Below are 18040 nucleotides of genomic sequence, written 5' to 3'. Positions count from 1 at the left end.
TTCGGACCGCAGACAGCCCCCACCCGCCCTGGGGGGCACCCCGGCGCCAATCCTACCCATCGACGGGTGCGGATCAGCGCCTGTCGGGGCGTCCTGTGGACAGCGCGGGGGCCTGTGGACAACCGCAGCGAGCCGCCGGGGACCCTCGCGCGGGCTGCGTCCCGCTGCACGGCCCGGTAGGTTGCGGCGACATGAGACTTCGCAACGTACTGGCGGCCACCGCGGTCGCCGCGGGCGTGCTGGCGACGGCCGTACCGGCGGCCGCGCAGCCCGGAGCCCAGCCGCGGCATCCTGGCCAGCACCAGCCGTCCTGGCGGCTGGTGCACACCGGCGGCGGGCAGTTCCGCGGCCTGGCCGCGGTGAGCTCCCGGGTGGCGTGGGTGGCCGGGGTCGGCGGCGTGGTCATGCGCACCACCGACGGCGGGCGTGACTGGCAGACGGTGTCGCCGCCGAACGCGGCGGAGCTGGAGTTCCGCGACATCGAAGCGACCGACGCGTACCACGCGGTCGCGTTGTCGATCGGCCCCGGCGAGGCGTCCCGCATCCTCGTCACCGACGACGGCGGCGCGCACTGGACGACCGCGTTCCGCAACACCGACCCGGACGCGTTCTACGACTGCACCGCCTTCTACGACCGGTGGCACGGCCTGGCCATGTCCGACCCGGTCGACGGCCGGTTCCGGATCCTGTCGACCGCGGACGGCGGGCACCACTGGCGGCTGCTGCCGGCCGCCGGCATGCCGCCCGCGCAGACCGGCGAGGCCGGCTTCGCCGCCAGCGGTACCTGCCTGGTGACGATCGGCCGCACCGCGTTCCTGGCGTCCGGCGGCGGCACCGTGTCCCGGGTGTACCGGTCGGACGACCTCGGCCGACACTGGCGCTACGCCGGCACGTCGGTACCGAGTTCGGCGTCGGCCGGGATCTTCTCGCTGGCGTTCCACGACCCGCGGCACGGCGTCGCGGTCGGCGGCGACTTCGCGAACCCGGACGCCGCGCCGAACGCCGAGGCGATCACCGCGGACGGCGGCCGCAGCTGGACCGGTGTCGACGGCCCCGGCCAGTACCGGTCCGGTGCGGCGTTCCTGAACCGGCACACGGTGCTCGCGGTCGGCCCGACCGGCAGCGACGTGTCGACCGACGGCGGGCGCAGCTGGACCCGGTTCGACGACGGCAGCTTCGACGCGGTGCAGTGCGCGCACGGTTCCTGCTGGGCGTCCGGCGTGGACGGTCGCATCGCGGTGCTGGACCGCTGATCGGACGGCGGACGGCCGGGTGACCTCCCGACCGGCCGCCGGCGCGGCGGCTCGACCAGGCACGCCCACCGGCCGCCGGCGCGGGGCCAGGCACGCCCACCGGCCCCCGGGCTCGGGGCCAGGCACGCCCACCGGCCCCCGGCGCGGGGCCTGGCCCGGTACGCCAGGCCGGCCGGGCGGCGCGCCGAACAGGACGGGTACGCCCGGGGCGGCCGCGCGGCGTCAGAGCTCCACGAGCACGTCGTCGAGCGGCTTGCGTTCGATGTCGGGTACCCGCGCGTCGGCGGCGGGATAGCCGACCGGCACCACCACGTACGCGCGTTCCTCCGCCGGCCGCCCGCAGACCTCGGTGAGGAACCGCATCGGGCTCGGCGTGTGCGTGAGCGTGGCGAGCCCGGCCTGGTGCAGCGCGGCGAGCAGGAACCCGACCGCGATCCCGACCGACTCCTTGACGTAGTACGGCCGCGGCGTGTCCGGCCCCTGGTGCACCTCGAACACCACGATCAGTGCCGGTGCGTCGGTCAGGAACGGCTTCTCCGGGTCGGTACCGAGCGGGGCCAGCGCGGCGAGCCACTCCGGCGAGGCCCGCCGGGCGTAGAACTCGCGTTCCTCCACCTCGGCGGCCTCCCGGATCCGACGTTTGGTGTCCGGGTCGGTGACGACGACGAACCGCCACGGTTGCAGGTTCGCGCCGCTGGGTGCGGTGGCGGCGGCGCGGATCGCGGCGGCCAGCACCTCCCGCGGTACCGGCCGGTCGTCGAACTCGCGGATGGTACGGCGGCGCGCCATCGTGTCGGCGAACGCGCGGGCTCGGGCGACCGCCTCGTCGTCCGGTACGTCGAAGCGTGGCGCGGGGATCGTCGGGTAGCCGGTCATCTCGGTCCCTTCCGCAGGCTGATGGGGAACCCCTTCGTCGGCTCGCGCGGCCGAAGGTTCCCCGACAGTCTCTCGGTCGGGCCTGCCTGGAACCACCCAACCGGCTCGGCCGCGGTCAGTCGCCGTCCTCCGGGGTGCCCGGTGACTCGTCGCTCGCAGCGAGCAGTCGGCCGAGCCCGGCGCGGGTGGCCAGCACCATGATGCGCTCCCCGGCCCGCAGCCTCTGGTCCAGCGCGGGCGCCCAGGTCCACTCCCCGTCGGTACCGCGCAGCGCGACGACCCGGCTCTCCCCGGCCACGTTGCCGATGCGTACCGCCTGGCCGGCGAGCTGCGCGCCGGCGGACACCGGCAGGTCGGCGATGACGAGCACCCGGCGGCCGACCGGGATGGTGTTGATGACCTGCCGCTCCACCAGTGCGGCGGCGAACACCGGCGCGGCCAGGTAGGCGACGCTGCGCGAGGTGGTGATGCCGAACTGCTCCTCCACCCGGGCGGCGAGGTCGGCGTCGAACAGCCGCAGCACCACCCGCAGGTCGGCGCGGGTCGCCGTGGCGTTCAGCGCGATCTCCAGGTTGGTGACGTCGTCGCTGGTCACCGGCACCAGTGCGCGGCAGCTGTGCAGGTTCGCCTGGCTGAGCACGTCGGACCGGGTGGCGTCGCCGCGGATCACCGGGATGCCCCGCTCGCGGCACAACGCCAGGCCCGGCCCGTGGTCGCCGCTCTCGATCGCGACGACCCGCTCGCCCATGTCGTCGAGCTGGCGCACGATGCGCTCGCCCACGTCGCCGAGACCGGTGACGATGACGTGGCCCTCCCGGTACACCGGGGCGGACTGTTGCGCGGCGGTCAGCCGGGCCCGCACCACCCAGTCGACCAGCGCGGCGGTGATGGCCGGGATCAGCGCGACACCGCCGATCATGGTGACCGCCTGGATCGCCTCCTCCAGGCCGGAGTAGCCGCGGTCCGGGTCGCCGGCGCCGGCGATGGTGAGCACCGTGTCGTACAGCGAGAAGCCGAGCGGATCGCCGAGCACGCCGACCCGCAGCACGATGCCCAGCACGATCAGCCCGAGCAGCACGCCGACCGCGATGGCGAGGCCGCGCCGCACGCTGCGCCGCAGCGCCTGCCGCATCCGGTACGAGGTGCGGGCGCGCGGGCCGGACCGTTCGCGCTGCCCGTCGGCGGTGGCGAGGACCAGGTCGTCGGGCCGGCTGCTGTTCGGCAGCAGGCTGAGCGGGCCGGTCGGCTCGGCGGCCCCGGCGAGCGCGCAGACCACCGAGTCGGCCGGTACGTCCCGGCGGCGGGCGGTGATCAGGGTGCGGGTGGGCAGCCGGATCGGCGCCGGCCGGTCGAGTGCGGCGGCGACGAACGCCGGCGCCGCGGTGCTGGCGTCGTGCAGCGCGGTGCAGTCGGCGAACAGCTCGTGGATCCGGTACCGCAGGTTCGCGTTGGACATCCGGATGACCAGCCGCAGCTTCGGGCTGACCTCCTGGGCCCGCAGCGCCGCGTGCAGGTTGCCGACGTCGTCGTCGGCGACCAGCGCCAGCGACCGCGCGGTGCGCAGGTCGGCCTTCTCGAACACCTTGCCGTCCAGCCGGCTCGACTCGATGATCTCCACGCCGTCGAGTGCGGCGATGTCGCCGGCCCGGTTGTGCCCGATCGACTCGACGATCGACACGACCGACTCGCCGTGCCGGGTGGTCAGCTCCTCCACCAGCCGGTACGCCAGCTGGTTGGCGCCGCACACCACGATGCGGCCCCGGCGGGGACGCTGCCCGAACGGCAGCGAGATGGGCAGGACTCGGCGGGTGGGCGGCACAGGGCGATGGTAACCAAGATCGCTTTCGCCGCCATGTCTCCCGACGCGGCACAGACCCCCCGGCCGGTCGGCATCTCGACGCGACGGGGAATGTGTCGCGTAACCCATCCCTGGCACTTGCACGTTATGTACGTGGGTAGGCACAATCCGTGCCCGGAGCTCTCTTGATCCGACGAGGAGGTGGCGGCGGGATGGCATCCGCGATTCTGCCGGTACCTCCGTGTGGAGGTGCAGTGCACCAGGGGCGTACGGCGTCCGGCGCGCGGGCAGGCGCTGCCGGCACCGTCCATACCAGCCCTGGCGCAGCTACCGACGGCCCCATGCCACACGGCGACCGTGGCCGGGTCGAGCCACCACGAGGTGGATCCAGAGCGCTCCGAGGAGAAAACCGCGGAGCGAGCAGATCGACGACCGACCCCGCCATCCGGGTGTGGATCGGTTCGGACGTACCGCACCCCGGGCGCGCCGGGGCGGGCAGCCAGCCCGCCACGGGCTGCCCCGCGCCCGGGAGGTACCTCGCGCTCTGCTCGCACACGACACGCGGTCGACTTCACCTTCCGCTCCATCACGGGCACGTGCCGGCATCGCGCCGCCACGTGCCGGTCGCTCGCTCCGCGGGTACGCGTGCCGGCACCGCCGGCGCAAACCAATCACGTACCCGATGCATTGAGGACATAACGATGAACCGCAAGTGGATCTACCGCGCGATGACCGCGGCTGTCGCCGTCGGCGGCATGCTGCTGTTCGGTGCGGCGTCCGCCGACGCCAGTACGCAGGTGGCGGCGGCCGACAAGCCGGCGGCGCTGGTCAACTCCGGCGGCGTCACGCACCCGGTCATGGTGCAGCACGACCCGGCGAGCCAGCTGGGTCAGTTGGGTCTGCCGATCACGGGTGGCTTCATGCACCCGGACACGGTGCACCCGGGTGTCGCGCAGCCGGGCACGGTGTTCAACGAGTCCGCCAGCACGCCGGAAGGCCTGCCGGGCATCTCGACGGGCAACCCGCCGACCAACGGCACCAAGGTCGACGTGCCGCAGCTGACCGGCGCGGCCGCTCCGGTGGTCAAGCCGGTGCAGTCGCTGGCCGGCCCGGCCGCGGGACCGCTGTCCGGGCTGACCGGCACCGAGTCCGGCGGACCGACCGATCTGGCCGACCCGAGCGGTCTGCCGGTCGTCGGACCGCTGCTGTCCGGCGCGACGCAGGGACAGCAGGCGCCGGCGCAGCAGCCGCCGGCGGCAGCGCCGCAGGCACCGGCCGCGCAGGCGCCGACCGGTGAGGTCGGCCCGACCGACAGCAACACCACCGAGTCGGCGTCGCTGCCGCTCGGCTCGGCTCCGCTGCAGGCGGAGCCGGTGCCGTTCAGCGGGGCGCCGCTGCGGGCGGTGCCGGTGTTCAGCACCGAGGACGGGTTCACCATCGGGCAGAACAACCAGCTGCCCACCGACGGACTCGTCACCAAGGCCGGCAGCGGCCTGGGCAGCACGGTGGGCAAGCTCACCGGCGGCCCGAGCCTGTCCGGCCTGCCCGGTACCGAGTCGGCCACCGAGGGTTCGCCGGTCGACTCGCTCGCCGGTGGTGCGAACGTCGCCGGCCTGCCGGTCGGCGACCTGACCGGCCCGGTCACCAGCCAGCTGGGTTCGCTGCCGGGCCAGGAGGACGGCATGCTGTCCACCGGCGCGCCGGCGGCGGCACCGACCGGTACCACCCGGAGCGGTGACGCACCGGCGGGTGTCTCGCCGGCGAACCCGGACCAGCCCACCACCGGTGGCGCCCCGGGTCTCGGCTCGGACCCGCTGTCCACGGTCACCGGCCTGGTCGGCGGCCTGGGCGCGTAACGCCACGTAACACGCCGGGGCGCCCCTTCCGCACCAGCGGGAGGGGCGCCCCTTCGTCTCGTCCACGGGTCGGGTCTGTCCACTGCGGACGTGCTCGGCCCGGCTCGGTCGGTCAGCCGCGCCAGAGGGTGAGCATCATCGACTCGACCGCGATCTTCGGCTTGACGTTCGCGGCGATCGCGTCCCGGCACTCCAGTACGGCGGTGAGCCGGCGCAACGTGGCGGCCGGCTCCCAGCGCTGCGCCGCCGCCGCGGTCAGCTCCGTCGCGTCCGCGTGCACCATCGGCACCGGCGCGGCCAGCCGCGTCACCAGCACGTCCCGGTAGAAGCCGGCCAGGTCGGTCAGCGCCCGGTCGAGCGCGTCCCGCTGGGCCCGGGTGGCGCGGGTCTTCTGCCGCTTCTCCAGCTCCTTGAGCTGCCCGGCCGAACCCCGGGCGGCGCCGGCCGAACCCTTCCCGGTACCGCCGGCGCCCAGTGCGGTGGCCAGCTCGTCGCGTTCCTTCGCGGACAGCTCCGAGTACTCGTCCGCACTCTCCCGCTCGGTCGCGGCGACCAGCTCGCCGGCCGCGTCGAAGCAGGCGGCGAGGCTGGTCAGCTTGCGCGGGATGGCGAGTACCGCCTGGCGGGTGGCCTGCGCGACCTCGTCGGTGGCGAGCTTGCGGGCCCGGCCGATGTGCCCCTGCGCCGCCGCGGCGGCCCACGCCGCGATGGCCGGATCGGTACCGCCGTCGGCCGCGAGCGCCGCCGCGACCGCGTCCACCGCCGGGGTGCGCAGCGTGACCACCCGGCAGCGGGACCGGATCGTCACCGAGATGTCGTCCGGGTGCGTGGACGGGGTGCACAGCAGGAACACCGTTCGCGCCGGCGGCTCCTCGATCGCCTTGAGCAGCGCGTTGCTGGCCGCCTCGGTGAGCCGGTCGGCGTCGGCGATGACCAGGATCTGCCACCGGCCGGACGACGGCGCGCCCTGCGCCCGCAGCACCAGCGCGCGCATCGCGTCGACGCCGATCGTCAGCCCGTCCGGCACCACGAACCGCACGTCCGCGTGGGTACCGGCGAGCACGGTGTGGCAGGACCGGCACTCGCCGCAGCCGCTGTGCTCGCACTGCAGCGCGGCGGCGAACGCCCGGGCCGCACCCGAACGTCCCGAGCCGGGCGGGCCGGTGAACAGCCAGGCGTGCGTCATCGCGTGCGCCGGTGCACCGCCGGGCCGGCCGACGCTCGCCGCGCGGCGCAGTACCGCCACCGCCTCCGGCTGCCCCACCACCGTGTCGAACACGTCCGCCATGGTCGGTCAGCGCTTCCGGCGCGGTCGCCGCCGGCGCAGGTCGCCGGTGCGGGACGGCATGATCATGGTCTCGTCGTCGTACTCGGGCTGCTCCGGCTGCGGCGCCCACGGGTCGAAGCCGGGGGTCACCGCCGGGAACACCGTCGTCTCGGTCGACGACCGCCACGGGTCGCTCGGCTCGGACACCACCGGCAGCACCGAGGTACCGTCCGGCCCGGTCGCCGGCGCCGACTCGTCCCGGACCCGTGGCAACACGCTCGTCTCGTCCGCCGCGCCCGCCTCGTCGGTCACCTTCGGCAGCACCGTCGTCTCGTCGACCACCTTCGGCAACCCGCTCGGCTCGTCGCCGACCTTCGGCAACACGGTCGTTTCGTCGGCGGTCGTCGGCAGCACCGTCGTCTCGTCGGACGAGACGCTCGCTTCGTCGGGCAGCCTGGACAGCACCGTCGTCTCGTCGGCGGTCTTCGGCAGCACCGTCGTCTCGTCCGACGGGCCCTCGGACGAGACGCTCGCCTCGTCGGGCACCCGGGACAGCACCGTGGTCTCGTCGGAGACCTTCGGCAGCACCGTCGTCTCGTCCGACGGGCCCTCGGACGAGACGCTCGCCTCGTCGGGCACCCGGGACAGCACCGTGGTCTCGTCGGAGACCTTCGGCAGGACGCTCGTCTCGTCCCGTGTCGATGGCGCGCCGGTCTCGCCCCCGGCAGCCGGTGCGATCGTCGGCCCGTCCGGCGTCGTCGCTTCCCGGTCCGAAGCACCGCGGGTCGCGGTGCGACCCTCCGGCTGGGCGCTGGCGGCCGACCGCGACCCGGCTTCCGCCGACGTGCCCGTCGTCGAGGTCGCGTCCGGCAGGCCGGGGCCCGTCGGCGGCAACACCGCGGTGGCGTCCGGCCGCGGTGCCGACCGGTCGCCGGGCGCCGCACGGTCGTCACCCGAGGCCGTGATCCGGCCGTACCCGGTGCCGGTCGGCTCGGGCCCGCTCGGCTCCTCGCCGGCGGAACCCGACCCGCTACCGCCGGGCGACGCCGGCACCGGGCCGGCGGCACCGGACGACGCCGGCCCGGGCTCGGCGGTCGACCCGGTGTCGGTGTCGTCGTCGGTCGGCTTGAGCAGCCGGGAGACCCGCTCCCGGACCCGCTCGGCGAGCTGCTCCTGGTCGAGCGTGGCGTCCAGCACCAGGTAGCGGGCCGGGTCGCGCTCGGCCAGGTCGAGGAACGCCTGCCGGACCCGCTCGTGGAACAGGATCGACTCGGCCTCCAGCTTGTCGGCCGTGCTGCGGGCGGCGGCCCGCGCCAGCCCGACGTTCGGGTCGATGTCGAGCAGCACGACCAGGTGGGGCCGCAGGCCGCCGGTGGCCCAGTCGGACAGCCAGCCGATCTCCTCCGGCGGCAGGGTGCGGCCGGCGCCCTGGTAGGCCAGCGACGAGTCGACGTACCGGTCGCTGACCACGACGGCACCGCGCTGCAGCGCTGGCCGGACCACGGTGGCCACGTGGTGCGCCCGGTCGGCCGCGTACAGCAGCGCCTCGGCCCGCGGCGACACGGTGGTCTCGCCGGCATCCAGCACCAGCCCGCGGATGCGGGCACCGACCTCGGTCGCGCCCGGTTCGCGGGTCACCACCGCCTCGTTGCCGTGCACCCGCAGCCAGGCGGCCAGCTTGATCACCTGGGTCGACTTGCCGGCACCCTCGCCGCCCTCGAACACCACGAACAGGCCGCTGCCCTCGGGCGGCTCCGGCCGGCCGAGCGGACGGCCCCGGATCGAGGAGATGAGGTCGGCGAGCAGCGGCACGCCGCGCTTGTCGTCCATCTGCCGCAGCGCGGCGAACCCGGCGAACACCCCGACCACGCCGGCGGCCAGCAGCAGCACCCGGGTGGAGCTGATGCTGACCGCGACCGGGCCGAGCGACAGCACCCGGGACGAGCCGATGCCGACCAGCACGCTGGACGCGGACAGCGTCAGCAGCAGCACGCCCTGCACCGACACCTGGATGAACGAGTACACCCGGCCGCGCATCGCGTCCTCGATCTCGACGCCGAGCAGCGTGATGCCGTTCAGGAAGGCCATCCCGGCGCCGGCGCCGACCACGACGGTCAGGAACGCCGCGACGAACAGGTGCGGGGCGATCGCGAGCAGGCCGACCGCGCCGGTGGCGAGGATGATCGACAGCCCGAACCAGCGCCGCCGGGACAGCTGCCCGACCAGCTTGGGGCCGGCGCCGATGCCGATCCCGAGGCCGACGAACAGCAGCGCGAACAGCAGGAAGAACGACGCGTCGCCGCCGCCGAGCGACTTCGCGTACGTCCGGCCGGCGCCGATCACGACGCCGGCGGCGGCGAACGCGCCGAAGATGCCGAGCACCAGCCCGCGCGCGAACCGGAACCGGGCGATGTAGCGCCAGCCGTCCACGAACTGGCGGAGCATGCCCTCTTCGGCCTTCTCCGGCGCCTTGTCCCGATGCCCGGAGATCTCCTTGATGCCGAACCACACCATCAGCGCGGTCGCCGCGTACGTCAGGGCGTTGAGCATCAGCGCCACCGAGTACGACGAGCCGAAGCCGAGCGCGCCGATCAGCCAGTTGAGGAACGCCAGGACCAGGCCGGCGAGGATCGGTGTCACGCCGTACGTGGTGGCCATGGCGAGCTGGTTCGCCCGCTCCAGCCGCTTCTTCGGCACCAGGTTGGGTACCGACGCCTCCTTGGCCGGCGCCCACATCATCTGGCAGGTCTCGATCATGAAGGTGGCGACCGCGAGCCAGGCGGCGGTGACCACGCTGCCGGCGAAGATGCCGACGATCGGGATCGACGCGTACAGCACGAAGCGGGTCGAGTCGCAGATGACCATGGTGCGGCGGCGGTCGAACCGGTCCGCGAACACGCCGGCGATCGGCCCGAGCACCAGCGCCGGGATCAGCCGAACCACGATCGCGCCGGAGAACGCGGCGCCCTGCGCGGCCGGGTTGGAGAACAGGCTGGAGGCGAACGTGCTGGTGGCGAGGATGCCGAGCCAGTCGCCGATGGAGGAGAAGCCGAGCACTATCCAGAGCCGGCGAAACGCCCGGAGCCGCAGGATCGCCTTGAGTTCGGCGATGCCGGACAGCTCGCTGCCTGCTGGCGCCTCGGCTCCGCCGGTGCCCGATCGCTCCTGCGCGGGATGCGTGGCGATGACTGACTCCTCCCCCGTTGCGGGCGGGGCACCGGTGGCACGGTGCCGGGCCGCCGGCTGCGCGGTCGACGACGGGTCCGTCGGGCCCTCGCGCGTGCATTCCACTGTATCGGTGGGTTGTTCAGGGTAGGTGCGCGCGGAGGCCGGCGGCGGCGCGCCCCGCCGCGTGGAGCGGTGAGCGTCACCACGGCGGCGAATTCATGAAGAGATCTCGCGTTTGGTCGGCTCCGGCGCTACGTTTACCGCCATGGAGCAACGGTCGTGAGCGCCACGCTGCGAGACCGCCTGGACGCGGCGACCGCCGAGCTGGACCCGCCGTTCGCGGTGGTCGAGCTGGCCGCGTTCCGCGCCAACGCGGCCGAGCTGCGGGCCCGCGCGGCCGGCCGGCCGATCCGGGTGGCGAGCAAGTCGGTGCGCTGCCGGGCGCTGCTGTCCGCGGCGCTGGCCGAGCCGGGCTTCGCCGGCATCATGGCGTTCACCCTGCCCGAGGCGGTGTGGCTGGCCCGGTCCGGCCACCCCGACGTGCTCGTCGCGTACCCGAGCGTGCACCGCGCGGCGATCGCCGAGCTGGCCGACGAGACCCTCGCCGAGCGCGTCACCGTGATGATCGACTCACCGGAGCAGCTCGATCTGATCGACTCGGTGCTGCCGAGCAACCGCCCGCCGGTACGGGTCTGCCTGGAGCTGGACGCGTCCTGGCGGCCGCTGTTCGGTGCGGCGCACATCGGGGTCCGGCGCTCGCCGCTGCACACCCCGGCGCAGCTGGCCCGCGCCGCCCGTACCGTCGTCGCCCGGCCGGGGTTCCGGCTGGTCGGCGTGATGGCGTACGAGGCGCACATCGCCGGGCTGCAGGACCACCCGCCGGGCCGCCCGCTGTACGGCGCGGTGCTGCGCCGCATCCAGCACGTGTCCCGGTCCGAGCTGGCCGCCCGGCGCACCGCCGCGGTCGACGCGGTACGGCAGGTCGCCGAGCTGGAGTTCGTCAACGGCGGCGGCACCGGCAGCGTGCACAGCACCGCGGCCGAGCCGGCGGTCACCGAGATCGCCGCCGGCTCCGGCCTGTACGGTCCGGCCACGTTCGACGGCTACGCGGCGTGGCGCCCGCATCCGGCGGCGTTCTTCGCCCTGTCGGTGGTGCGCCGGCCGGCCCCGGGCGTGGTCACGGTGCTCGGCGGCGGCTGGGTGGCCTCCGGGGTGCCGCGCGCCGACCGGCTGCCGCGGCCCACCCTGCCGGCCGGGCTGCGCTACGTCGGTACCGAGGGGGCCGGCGAGGTGCAGACCCCGCTGACCGGGCCTGGGGTGCGCGAGCTGGCCGTGGGCGACCGGGTCTGGTTCCGGCACGCCAAGGCCGGCGAGCTGTGCGAGCGGGTGGACGAGCTGCACCTGGTCGACGGCGACCGGATCGTCGACACCGTGCCCACCTACCGCGGCGAGGGCCACGCCTTCCTCTGACCGCACCAGCGTATGGGGCGTCAGACGGTGACGTAGGTGGCGAGGTACTGGCGGATCAGCGCCTTGGCCTCGGTGATCACCGCCGGGTCACCGTCGGGGGTCCGGCGGAAGGCGAGCTTGATCAGCGCGTCGCCGGTCTCCACCGCGATCGCCAGGGCGAAGTCGAGCCTCTCGTCGGCGACCAGCTCGAACCGCTCGACGAGCACGTCGCGCAGCTTGCCGACGATCACGTCGTTGTTGTCGCGGGTCTCGTCCAGCAGGTGCGTGTCGACGATGTCGCCGAAGTGCAGGCCACGGAAGCCGGGCGTGCCGCGCTGCATCTCGACGTACTCGTCGATGACCGCGTCGACGCCGTCCCACCAGTGCTGGAAGCCGCCCTCGGTGAACCGGCGGGAGATGCGCTGCAGGTACGTCTCGAGGTTGCGGACGGTGACCGCCTGCACGACGGCGCGCTTGTCCGGGAAGAACTGGTAGACCGAGCCGATGGCGACGCCGGCGCGCTCGGCGAGCAGCGTGGTGCTCAGCCCGTCGTAGCCGAGCTCGTCGACGAGTTCGGCGCAGGCGTCGAGCATCCGCTGCACCCGTGCGGCGCTGCGTTCCTGGACCGGAACGCGCCGCAGCGGGGCGCCGCCCTTCCGCCCGGCGGTCTGCCGACCCTGCGCCACCGTCACCGCCCCCTCACCGTGCGCCGCGAACCCCGGGCGAGCAAGCGTCCAGGGTGGTGCGGAACCGCCCACCAGACCTAGGATCGCACCACCTCGTGCCGGCCCGGTCGCGGACCGCACGGCGGCTCGTCGTCGCCGACCGCGGGCGGGCCCGAGTCGCGTTGTCCATCATGCCCGACCGATCTTGACGGCGTTGACGTTGCCAGACATGAGGAGTATTCACCTATCATGACCCGGCGGATCCTGGCGACGGCGCTCGGCGTCCTGTTGCTCCTCGACGCGCTGCGCGTCTTCCTGCCCTCGCTCATCACGATCTTCGGCGACGCGGGCAGCACCTCACCGGCCCTGCTCGGCGGGTTCGCGCTGGCGTGGTTCGCCGCCGGCCTGGTCGCCGCCGTCGTCGGGCGCTACACGTACGGCGGGGTGATCCGCGCCGCCGGGGCCGCGGCGCTGCTCGCCGGGCATCTCGCGCTGCTGTTCACCGACGGCGGCCAGCCCCAGCTGTACGCGGCGGCCGTCGCCGTCGCTGGCGGCTACTGGTACGTCACCGGGGACGCACTGTCCGGCGCCCGGCTGGCCGCGACGGACAAGACCCCGCCGCGGCTGGTCGGGTCCTGGCACGCGGTCGGCGTCACCGCCGGGCTCGCCGCCGGTACCGTGCTGGACACGCTGCTGCGCACCGAGGACCTGATCTGGCGCACCGGTGCCGGCTGGCTGCTGCTGCGGATCGCGCTGCTGGTCGCGTTCGCGGTCGCGGCGCTCGCCACCGTGGCGCTGCGGGCCCCCGCCGGCGCCCCCGCCAAGCGGTACTGGTCGGCCGTCGGCCCGGCGATCCTGCTGTACGGGGTGCTCACCGGCGCCACTGCCCGCGCCGGTGCCGGCACGATGCCCGCGCCGCTCGCGGTGGGCCTGGTCGCCGGCGCCGGCGTACTGGCGGTGCTCGTCGCGGCCCGCCCCCGGCTGACCGGTACCGCCTGGGTGCCGGCGGTGGCGCTGCCGGTACTGGTGCTCGCCACGTTCCCGACCACCGGCGGCGGCCTGGCCCCCTGGTACGGGCCGGTCGCGCAGGCGCTCGGCGCGCTGGCGCTGGCCGGCTGCCTCGGCTGGGCCGGGCTGCCGGCAAGCGGCGCCGGCTCGCTCTGGCGGGGTCTCGCGGCCGGCGGCGGGCTGTTCGGCGCGGGCGCGCTGCTGTTCGGCTACTACGCCGCCTACGACGCCTCGATCGGCTTCCCGAACGGGATCCTGCTGCTGGTCGCGGCGCTGTGGATCGGCGCGGCCGCGGCGCCGTGGCGGCCGGTGCGGGCGACCGTACGGCAGCGGCCGGCGACGATCGTGGCGATCCCGGTCGTCGCCGTCCTGGCCGGGGTGGCCGGGGCGCTGGTGGTGCCGTCGCTGCCGGCGGTGGCCGACGCGTCCGGCAGCAGGCTGCGGCTGGTCACCTACAACATCCGGATGGGGTTCGACCTGCGCGGCCGGTTCGCGGTGGCCGACGTGGCGGACGCGCTCGCCGCGCAGCACCCGGACGTGGTGCTGCTCAACGAGGTCGACCGCGGCTGGTTCCTCAACGGCGGCCACGACGACCTGGTCGCGGTGGCCCGCCGGCTGCACCTGCGGTACGAGTTCGGGCCGGCCGCCGACCAGGTCTGGGGCGACGCGGTACTGACCCGGCTGCCGGTCCGGCAGGTGCGCCGGGTGGCGCTGCCGGACGAGGGGCCGACCGGCGCCGGTGCCCTGGCCGTCACGGTGTCGCTGGGCGACACCGACCTGGCCGTGGTGGCGACGCACTTCCAGCCGGCCGGGGACACGCCGCCGCAGGCGCAGGCGCGGGCCGCGGCGCGGCTGGTCCGCACCCTCGGCCCGCGGGTGGTGCTGGCCGGCGACCTGAACGCCGCGCCCGGGTCGCCGGCGCTCGCGACGCTGAAGTCCGCCGGGCTCAGCGAGCAGCGGTCCGTGCCGTCCTATCCGTCGAATCACCCGGTCAAGCACATCGACCACGTGTACGCCACGAATGCCGTCACCGTCTCGGACACGGTGGCGGTGCGCACCACCGCGTCGGATCATGTACCCGTAGCCGTCGACCTGGAGGTGCGATGACCAGTCCACAGTGGACGAACTGGGCCGGTAACCAGCGGGCCGTGGCGCAGCGGGTCGCCGAGGCGGGCGGCGCGGAGCAGGTCGCCGAGATCGTCGGTCGGGTACGCGAGTCGGGCGGCACGCTCAAGGCGGTCGGCTCCGGGCACTCGTTCACCGGCGCGGCCCGTACCGACGGGGTGCGGCTGGCGCCGGCGAGCGGGCGCTACACGGTCGATCGGGAGGCGAAGCGGGTCACCGTACCGGCGGGAATGCCGCTGCACGAGCTGAACCGGGTGCTCGCCGCGGTCGACCTGGCGCTGCCGAACCTGGGCGACATCGACCGGCAGACGATCGCCGGCGCGATCTCCACCGGTACCCACGGCACCGGGGCGAAGCTGGGCGGGTTGGCCACGTTCGTCGCCGGGCTGACGCTGGTCACCGGCACCGGCGAGATCGTGCACGCCTCGCCGACCGAGAACCCGGACGTGTTCGAGGCGGCCCGGCTGGGCGTCGGCGCGGTCGGCGTGCTCACCGAGCTGGAACTGTCCTGTGTGGACTCCTTCCCGCTGCGCGCGGACGAGCGGCCGATGCCGCTGGACACCGTACTGTCCACTGTGGACGAGTTGGCCGCGGCCAACGACCACTTCGAGTTCTACTGGTTCCCCTACACCGAGCTGACCTCGGTGAAGCGCAACAACCGGCTCGGCCCAGACGAGGCGCCGCACCCGCTGCCGAAGTGGCGGCACCTGCTCGACGACGAGCTGCTGTCCAACACCGCCTTCTCGGTACTCTGCAAGCTGGTGCGCCGCGCGCCGGCGCTGGCGCCGCGGGTCAACGGGCTGTCCGCCCGAGCGCTGTCGGCCCGCAGCTACGCCGACCGGTCCGACCGGGTGTTCTGCACGCCGCGCCGGGTCCGGTTCGTCGAGATGGAGTACTCGGTCCCGCGCGAGGCGCTGACCGAGGCGTTCGCCGGGCTGCGCCGCGCGGTCGAGACCTGCGGCGTGCACATCGCGTTCCCGGTCGAGGTACGGGTCGCGGCCGCCGACGACGTCTGGCTGTCCACCGCGCACGGTCGGGACGCCGCCTACCTCGCGGTGCACCAGTACGTCGGGATGGCGTACGAGCCGTACTTCCGTGCGGTGGAGGCGGTGCTGCGCGACCTGGACGGCCGGCCGCACTGGGGCAAGCTGCACTGGCGGGACGCCGACTCGCTGCGGGCGACCTATCCGCGGTTCGACGACTTCGTGGCGGTGCGCGACCGTCTCGACCCCGATCGCGTGTTCGCCAACGACTACACCCGCCGGGTCTTCGGCGACTGACCCACCTGTCAGTCCACTGTGGACTCAATGGTCCGGTTCGGGTCTCGGCGCCCGGCCGAGGTCACCGGATCGGATCAGCCGCACCGGATCCGATCCGGGTCTCCGGGTCCGGTCACGGAGTCCAGGTCGGGGTGCGGCCGGCGAGGGCGACGACGCGGTCGAGCAGCGGCGCGTCGTCGGCCACCGGTACCGGCGGGGCGAACAGCCCCTCCTGCCCCTTGCCGCCGGTGCGCTCCACCGTGGCGCTGACCCAGTCGTGCGCGGCCCGCAGCGCCGGCTCGTCCGCCCGGTACGGCGCGCCGATCGCGCGGGCCAGATCCCAGCCGTGCAGGACGAGCTCGTCGGTGACGATCTGGCCGGCCATCGCGCCCGGCATCTCCTGCCCGAAGAACTGCACCGTGCCCTCCCACGCCGCCGGCAGCTGCCAGGCGTCGGCCAGCTCGTCCAGCACCCGCGGGAGCACGTCCCGCCAGTCGGCCGGCAGCTCGGTCGGCCGCGGGCCGCCGGGGATGGTCTGCTTCTGCGCCAGCATCCGGAACCCGACGGTGAGCTGCGCCAGGTGCGCGAGCAGCTCCCGCACGGTCATCTCGGTGCACGGCGTCGGGCCGTCGAGCTGGTCGTCGCGTACCCGACCGACCAGCCCGGCGACCTCGCGCGTGATCGGCTCCAGGTCCACCGCCATGACTCCCCCTCGATTCGCCGTACCGGGCCGTGCCGGTTTCATGATGGCAGCCGGCACCGGCCCCGGCAGCGCGGGCCCGACCGCCGCGCGCCGCGGCGCAGCAGCTCGCGCAGCGCCGCCGGCCCGGCGCCGGCGGCGGCCGTCCGGTCACGACGGCGGGGTCGGTGCCGGCGGGCGTCCGGTCACGACGGCGCGCTCGATGCCGGCGGCGGGCGTCCGGTCACGACCGCGGGCGGCGGCGGGGTCAGCGGCGGGCGGCGAGTTCCAGCCCGCCGCGGGCGAGCGCGATCACCTCGGGCAGCAGCGCGGCCTCGTCGAACGCCCGCTCCGGATCGGACAGCAGCACGCTGGCCGCAACCTGCTCGCCCCGGTTCGTACCGGCGAGGAAGTTCACCGTGAGCACCCCCGGCTCGCTGCCGCCCTTGTACCAGACCAGCGGGAAGCGGCGCCGGTCCAACCCGATGTACTGGTCGTTGGTCGACATCGCGGTGCCGAGCGGCGCCATGCCGCCCCCGCGGTACCGGTCGGCCAGGCCGGCGAGCGCCCGGCAGACGTCCGCCGGCGTGCCGAACCACTCCAGCCCGTTGACCCGGCGCGGCGTCGTCCACGGCGTGACCGCCGACAGCGGTACCCGGTCGAGCCGCGCGAGCTGTGCCCGGCGGGCCGGTACCGCTGCCCGCTGGTAGGCGGCGGCGACCCGCGGGTACTCGTACCCCTTGAGCACGAACAGCTCCCGGGTGGTCAGGAACGGCAGGTCGGCGGCGGGGCAGGCGTTGCCGAGCCGGCCCAGTTCGCGTTCGACCCGGCTCCGGCCGACCCGGTGGATCAGGTGGTCGGCCGCGGTGTTGTCGCTGATCGAGATCATGTACCGGGCGAAGTCGGCGAGGGTGAGCTCGGTGCCGGCCGGCCGGTCCTGCAGCACTCCGGACGGCAGGCTCTTCCAGTCGTCCCGGATGGCCAGCTTCTCCTGCCAGCCCGCCCGCCCGGCGGCGATCTCGTCGGCGAGCGCGCCCAGCACGTACAGCTTGAAGGCGGAGCCGAGCGGCCGGCGGGTGTCCGGCGCGATGCCGTGCACCACCGTGGTGCCGCCGCCGCGGCCGATCCGGGCGGCGGCGAACGACACGTTCGGTGCCAGCGCCCGGGCCCGCCGGTCCAGCTCCGCCCAGCTCCGCGGCGTGTCGTGGTACCCGGCGAAGTGCAGGCCGGCGATCAGGTCGGTGTCGTCGACCTCGACCGTCACCACCCACCGGTTCGCGCCGGCCGCGGCGAGCCGCTCTGCCTTGGTCGCGGTGTCGGTCAGCGACCGACCTGCGGTCAGCGGGCCGATCCCGGCGAGCACCTCGTTCAGCGCGTCGACGCCGCCGACCGCGGCCAGCGTGTCGGCGGCGACGTGCGCGGCCAGCTCGTCGTCCGGCACCGGGGCCCGCCCGGTGGCGCCGATCAGCCAGCGCAGCTGCCGGTCGGCGGCATGGTCGGTGCGCCTCGGGTCGGCGCCGGCCGGTGTACTGACCGCCACCCCGACCGCGGCCGCCAGCGGCAGCGCGAACCCGACCGCGGACATGATGCCGCGCCGATCGATCCCCATGAAGCCTCCTCGATTCTCGGCCCCGCGG

11 protein-coding genes and 1 pseudogene are annotated in these 18040 nt (G+C 74.7%); 5 read left to right on the top strand and 7 right to left on the bottom strand.

Annotation, left to right across the window (positions count from 1 at the left end; all coding sequences use genetic code 11):
- Positions 1 to 191: 191 nt before the first annotated feature.
- On the top strand, positions 192 to 1253 hold the full coding sequence (locus NUM_RS02665) for a WD40/YVTN/BNR-like repeat-containing protein (protein ID WP_225918289.1): 1062 nt from the start codon (positions 192 to 194) through the stop codon (positions 1251 to 1253).
- Between the two features lie 222 nt (positions 1254 to 1475).
- Here the strand turns inward: NUM_RS02665 and NUM_RS02660 are convergent, their stop codons facing one another.
- Positions 1476 to 2129, bottom strand: coding sequence for a nitroreductase family protein (locus tag NUM_RS02660; RefSeq protein WP_207122911.1), 654 nt, complete (start codon positions 2127 to 2129; stop codon positions 1476 to 1478).
- Between the two features lie 115 nt (positions 2130 to 2244).
- Positions 2245 to 3948, bottom strand: a complete 1704-nt coding sequence (locus NUM_RS02655) for an NAD-binding protein (RefSeq protein WP_207122910.1) — start codon at positions 3946 to 3948, stop codon at positions 2245 to 2247.
- Between the two features lie 680 nt (positions 3949 to 4628).
- Between NUM_RS02655 and NUM_RS02650 the strand changes: the two genes are divergently transcribed.
- Positions 4629 to 5783, top strand: coding sequence for a hypothetical protein (locus NUM_RS02650; protein ID WP_207122909.1), 1155 nt, complete (start codon positions 4629 to 4631; stop codon positions 5781 to 5783).
- 112 nt (positions 5784 to 5895) lie between these two features.
- Here NUM_RS02650 and NUM_RS02645 read toward each other — a convergent pair whose 3' ends face one another.
- Together NUM_RS02645 and tmk are read right to left on the bottom strand one after the other, a co-directional pair.
- On the bottom strand, positions 5896 to 7071 hold the full coding sequence (locus NUM_RS02645) for a DNA polymerase III subunit delta' (protein ID WP_207122908.1): 1176 nt from the start codon (positions 7069 to 7071) through the stop codon (positions 5896 to 5898).
- Positions 7072 to 8178: 1107 nt separating this feature from the next.
- A pseudogene (gene tmk, locus NUM_RS02640) lies at positions 8179 to 10143 on the bottom strand (dTMP kinase); the annotation flags it as partial.
- A 354-nt stretch (positions 10144 to 10497) separates the two neighbouring features.
- Here tmk and NUM_RS02635 point away from each other — a divergent pair.
- Positions 10498 to 11688: an amino acid deaminase/aldolase gene (locus NUM_RS02635; RefSeq protein ID WP_207122907.1), complete on the top strand. Its 1191-nt coding sequence runs from the start codon at positions 10498 to 10500 to the stop codon at positions 11686 to 11688.
- A 20-nt stretch (positions 11689 to 11708) separates the two neighbouring features.
- Here NUM_RS02635 and NUM_RS02630 read toward each other — a convergent pair whose 3' ends face one another.
- Positions 11709 to 12260 (bottom strand): TetR/AcrR family transcriptional regulator, encoded by a 552-nt coding sequence (locus tag NUM_RS02630; protein ID WP_207122940.1) that lies wholly within the window; start codon positions 12258 to 12260, stop codon positions 11709 to 11711.
- Positions 12261 to 12581: 321 nt separating this feature from the next.
- Here NUM_RS02630 and NUM_RS02625 point away from each other — a divergent pair, with 321 nt between their 5' ends.
- Positions 12582 to 14447, top strand: a complete 1866-nt coding sequence (locus NUM_RS02625; protein WP_207122906.1) for an endonuclease/exonuclease/phosphatase family protein — start codon at positions 12582 to 12584, stop codon at positions 14445 to 14447.
- Positions 14444 to 15745 (top strand): D-arabinono-1,4-lactone oxidase, encoded by a 1302-nt coding sequence (locus NUM_RS02620; RefSeq protein ID WP_207122905.1) that lies wholly within the window; start codon positions 14444 to 14446, stop codon positions 15743 to 15745. The genes NUM_RS02625 and NUM_RS02620 overlap by 4 nt, the downstream gene beginning before the upstream one ends.
- Positions 15746 to 15857: 112 nt before the next feature.
- Here NUM_RS02620 and NUM_RS02615 read toward each other — a convergent pair whose 3' ends face one another.
- Positions 15858 to 16427: a TIGR03086 family metal-binding protein gene (locus NUM_RS02615; RefSeq protein ID WP_207122904.1), complete on the bottom strand. Its 570-nt coding sequence runs from the start codon at positions 16425 to 16427 to the stop codon at positions 15858 to 15860.
- 244 nt (positions 16428 to 16671) lie between these two features.
- Complete coding sequence (locus tag NUM_RS02610; protein WP_207122903.1) at positions 16672 to 18012, bottom strand: serine hydrolase; 1341 nt, start codon at positions 18010 to 18012, stop codon at positions 16672 to 16674.
- Positions 18013 to 18040 lie beyond the last annotated feature (28 nt).

It is taken from the genome of Actinocatenispora comari (genome assembly GCF_017312725.1).
Classification (GTDB): domain Bacteria; phylum Actinomycetota; class Actinomycetes; order Mycobacteriales; family Micromonosporaceae; genus Actinocatenispora; species Actinocatenispora comari.
The sequence above is the reverse complement of the archived record's forward strand: the minus strand, read 5'-3'. Positions and strand labels throughout refer to the sequence as shown.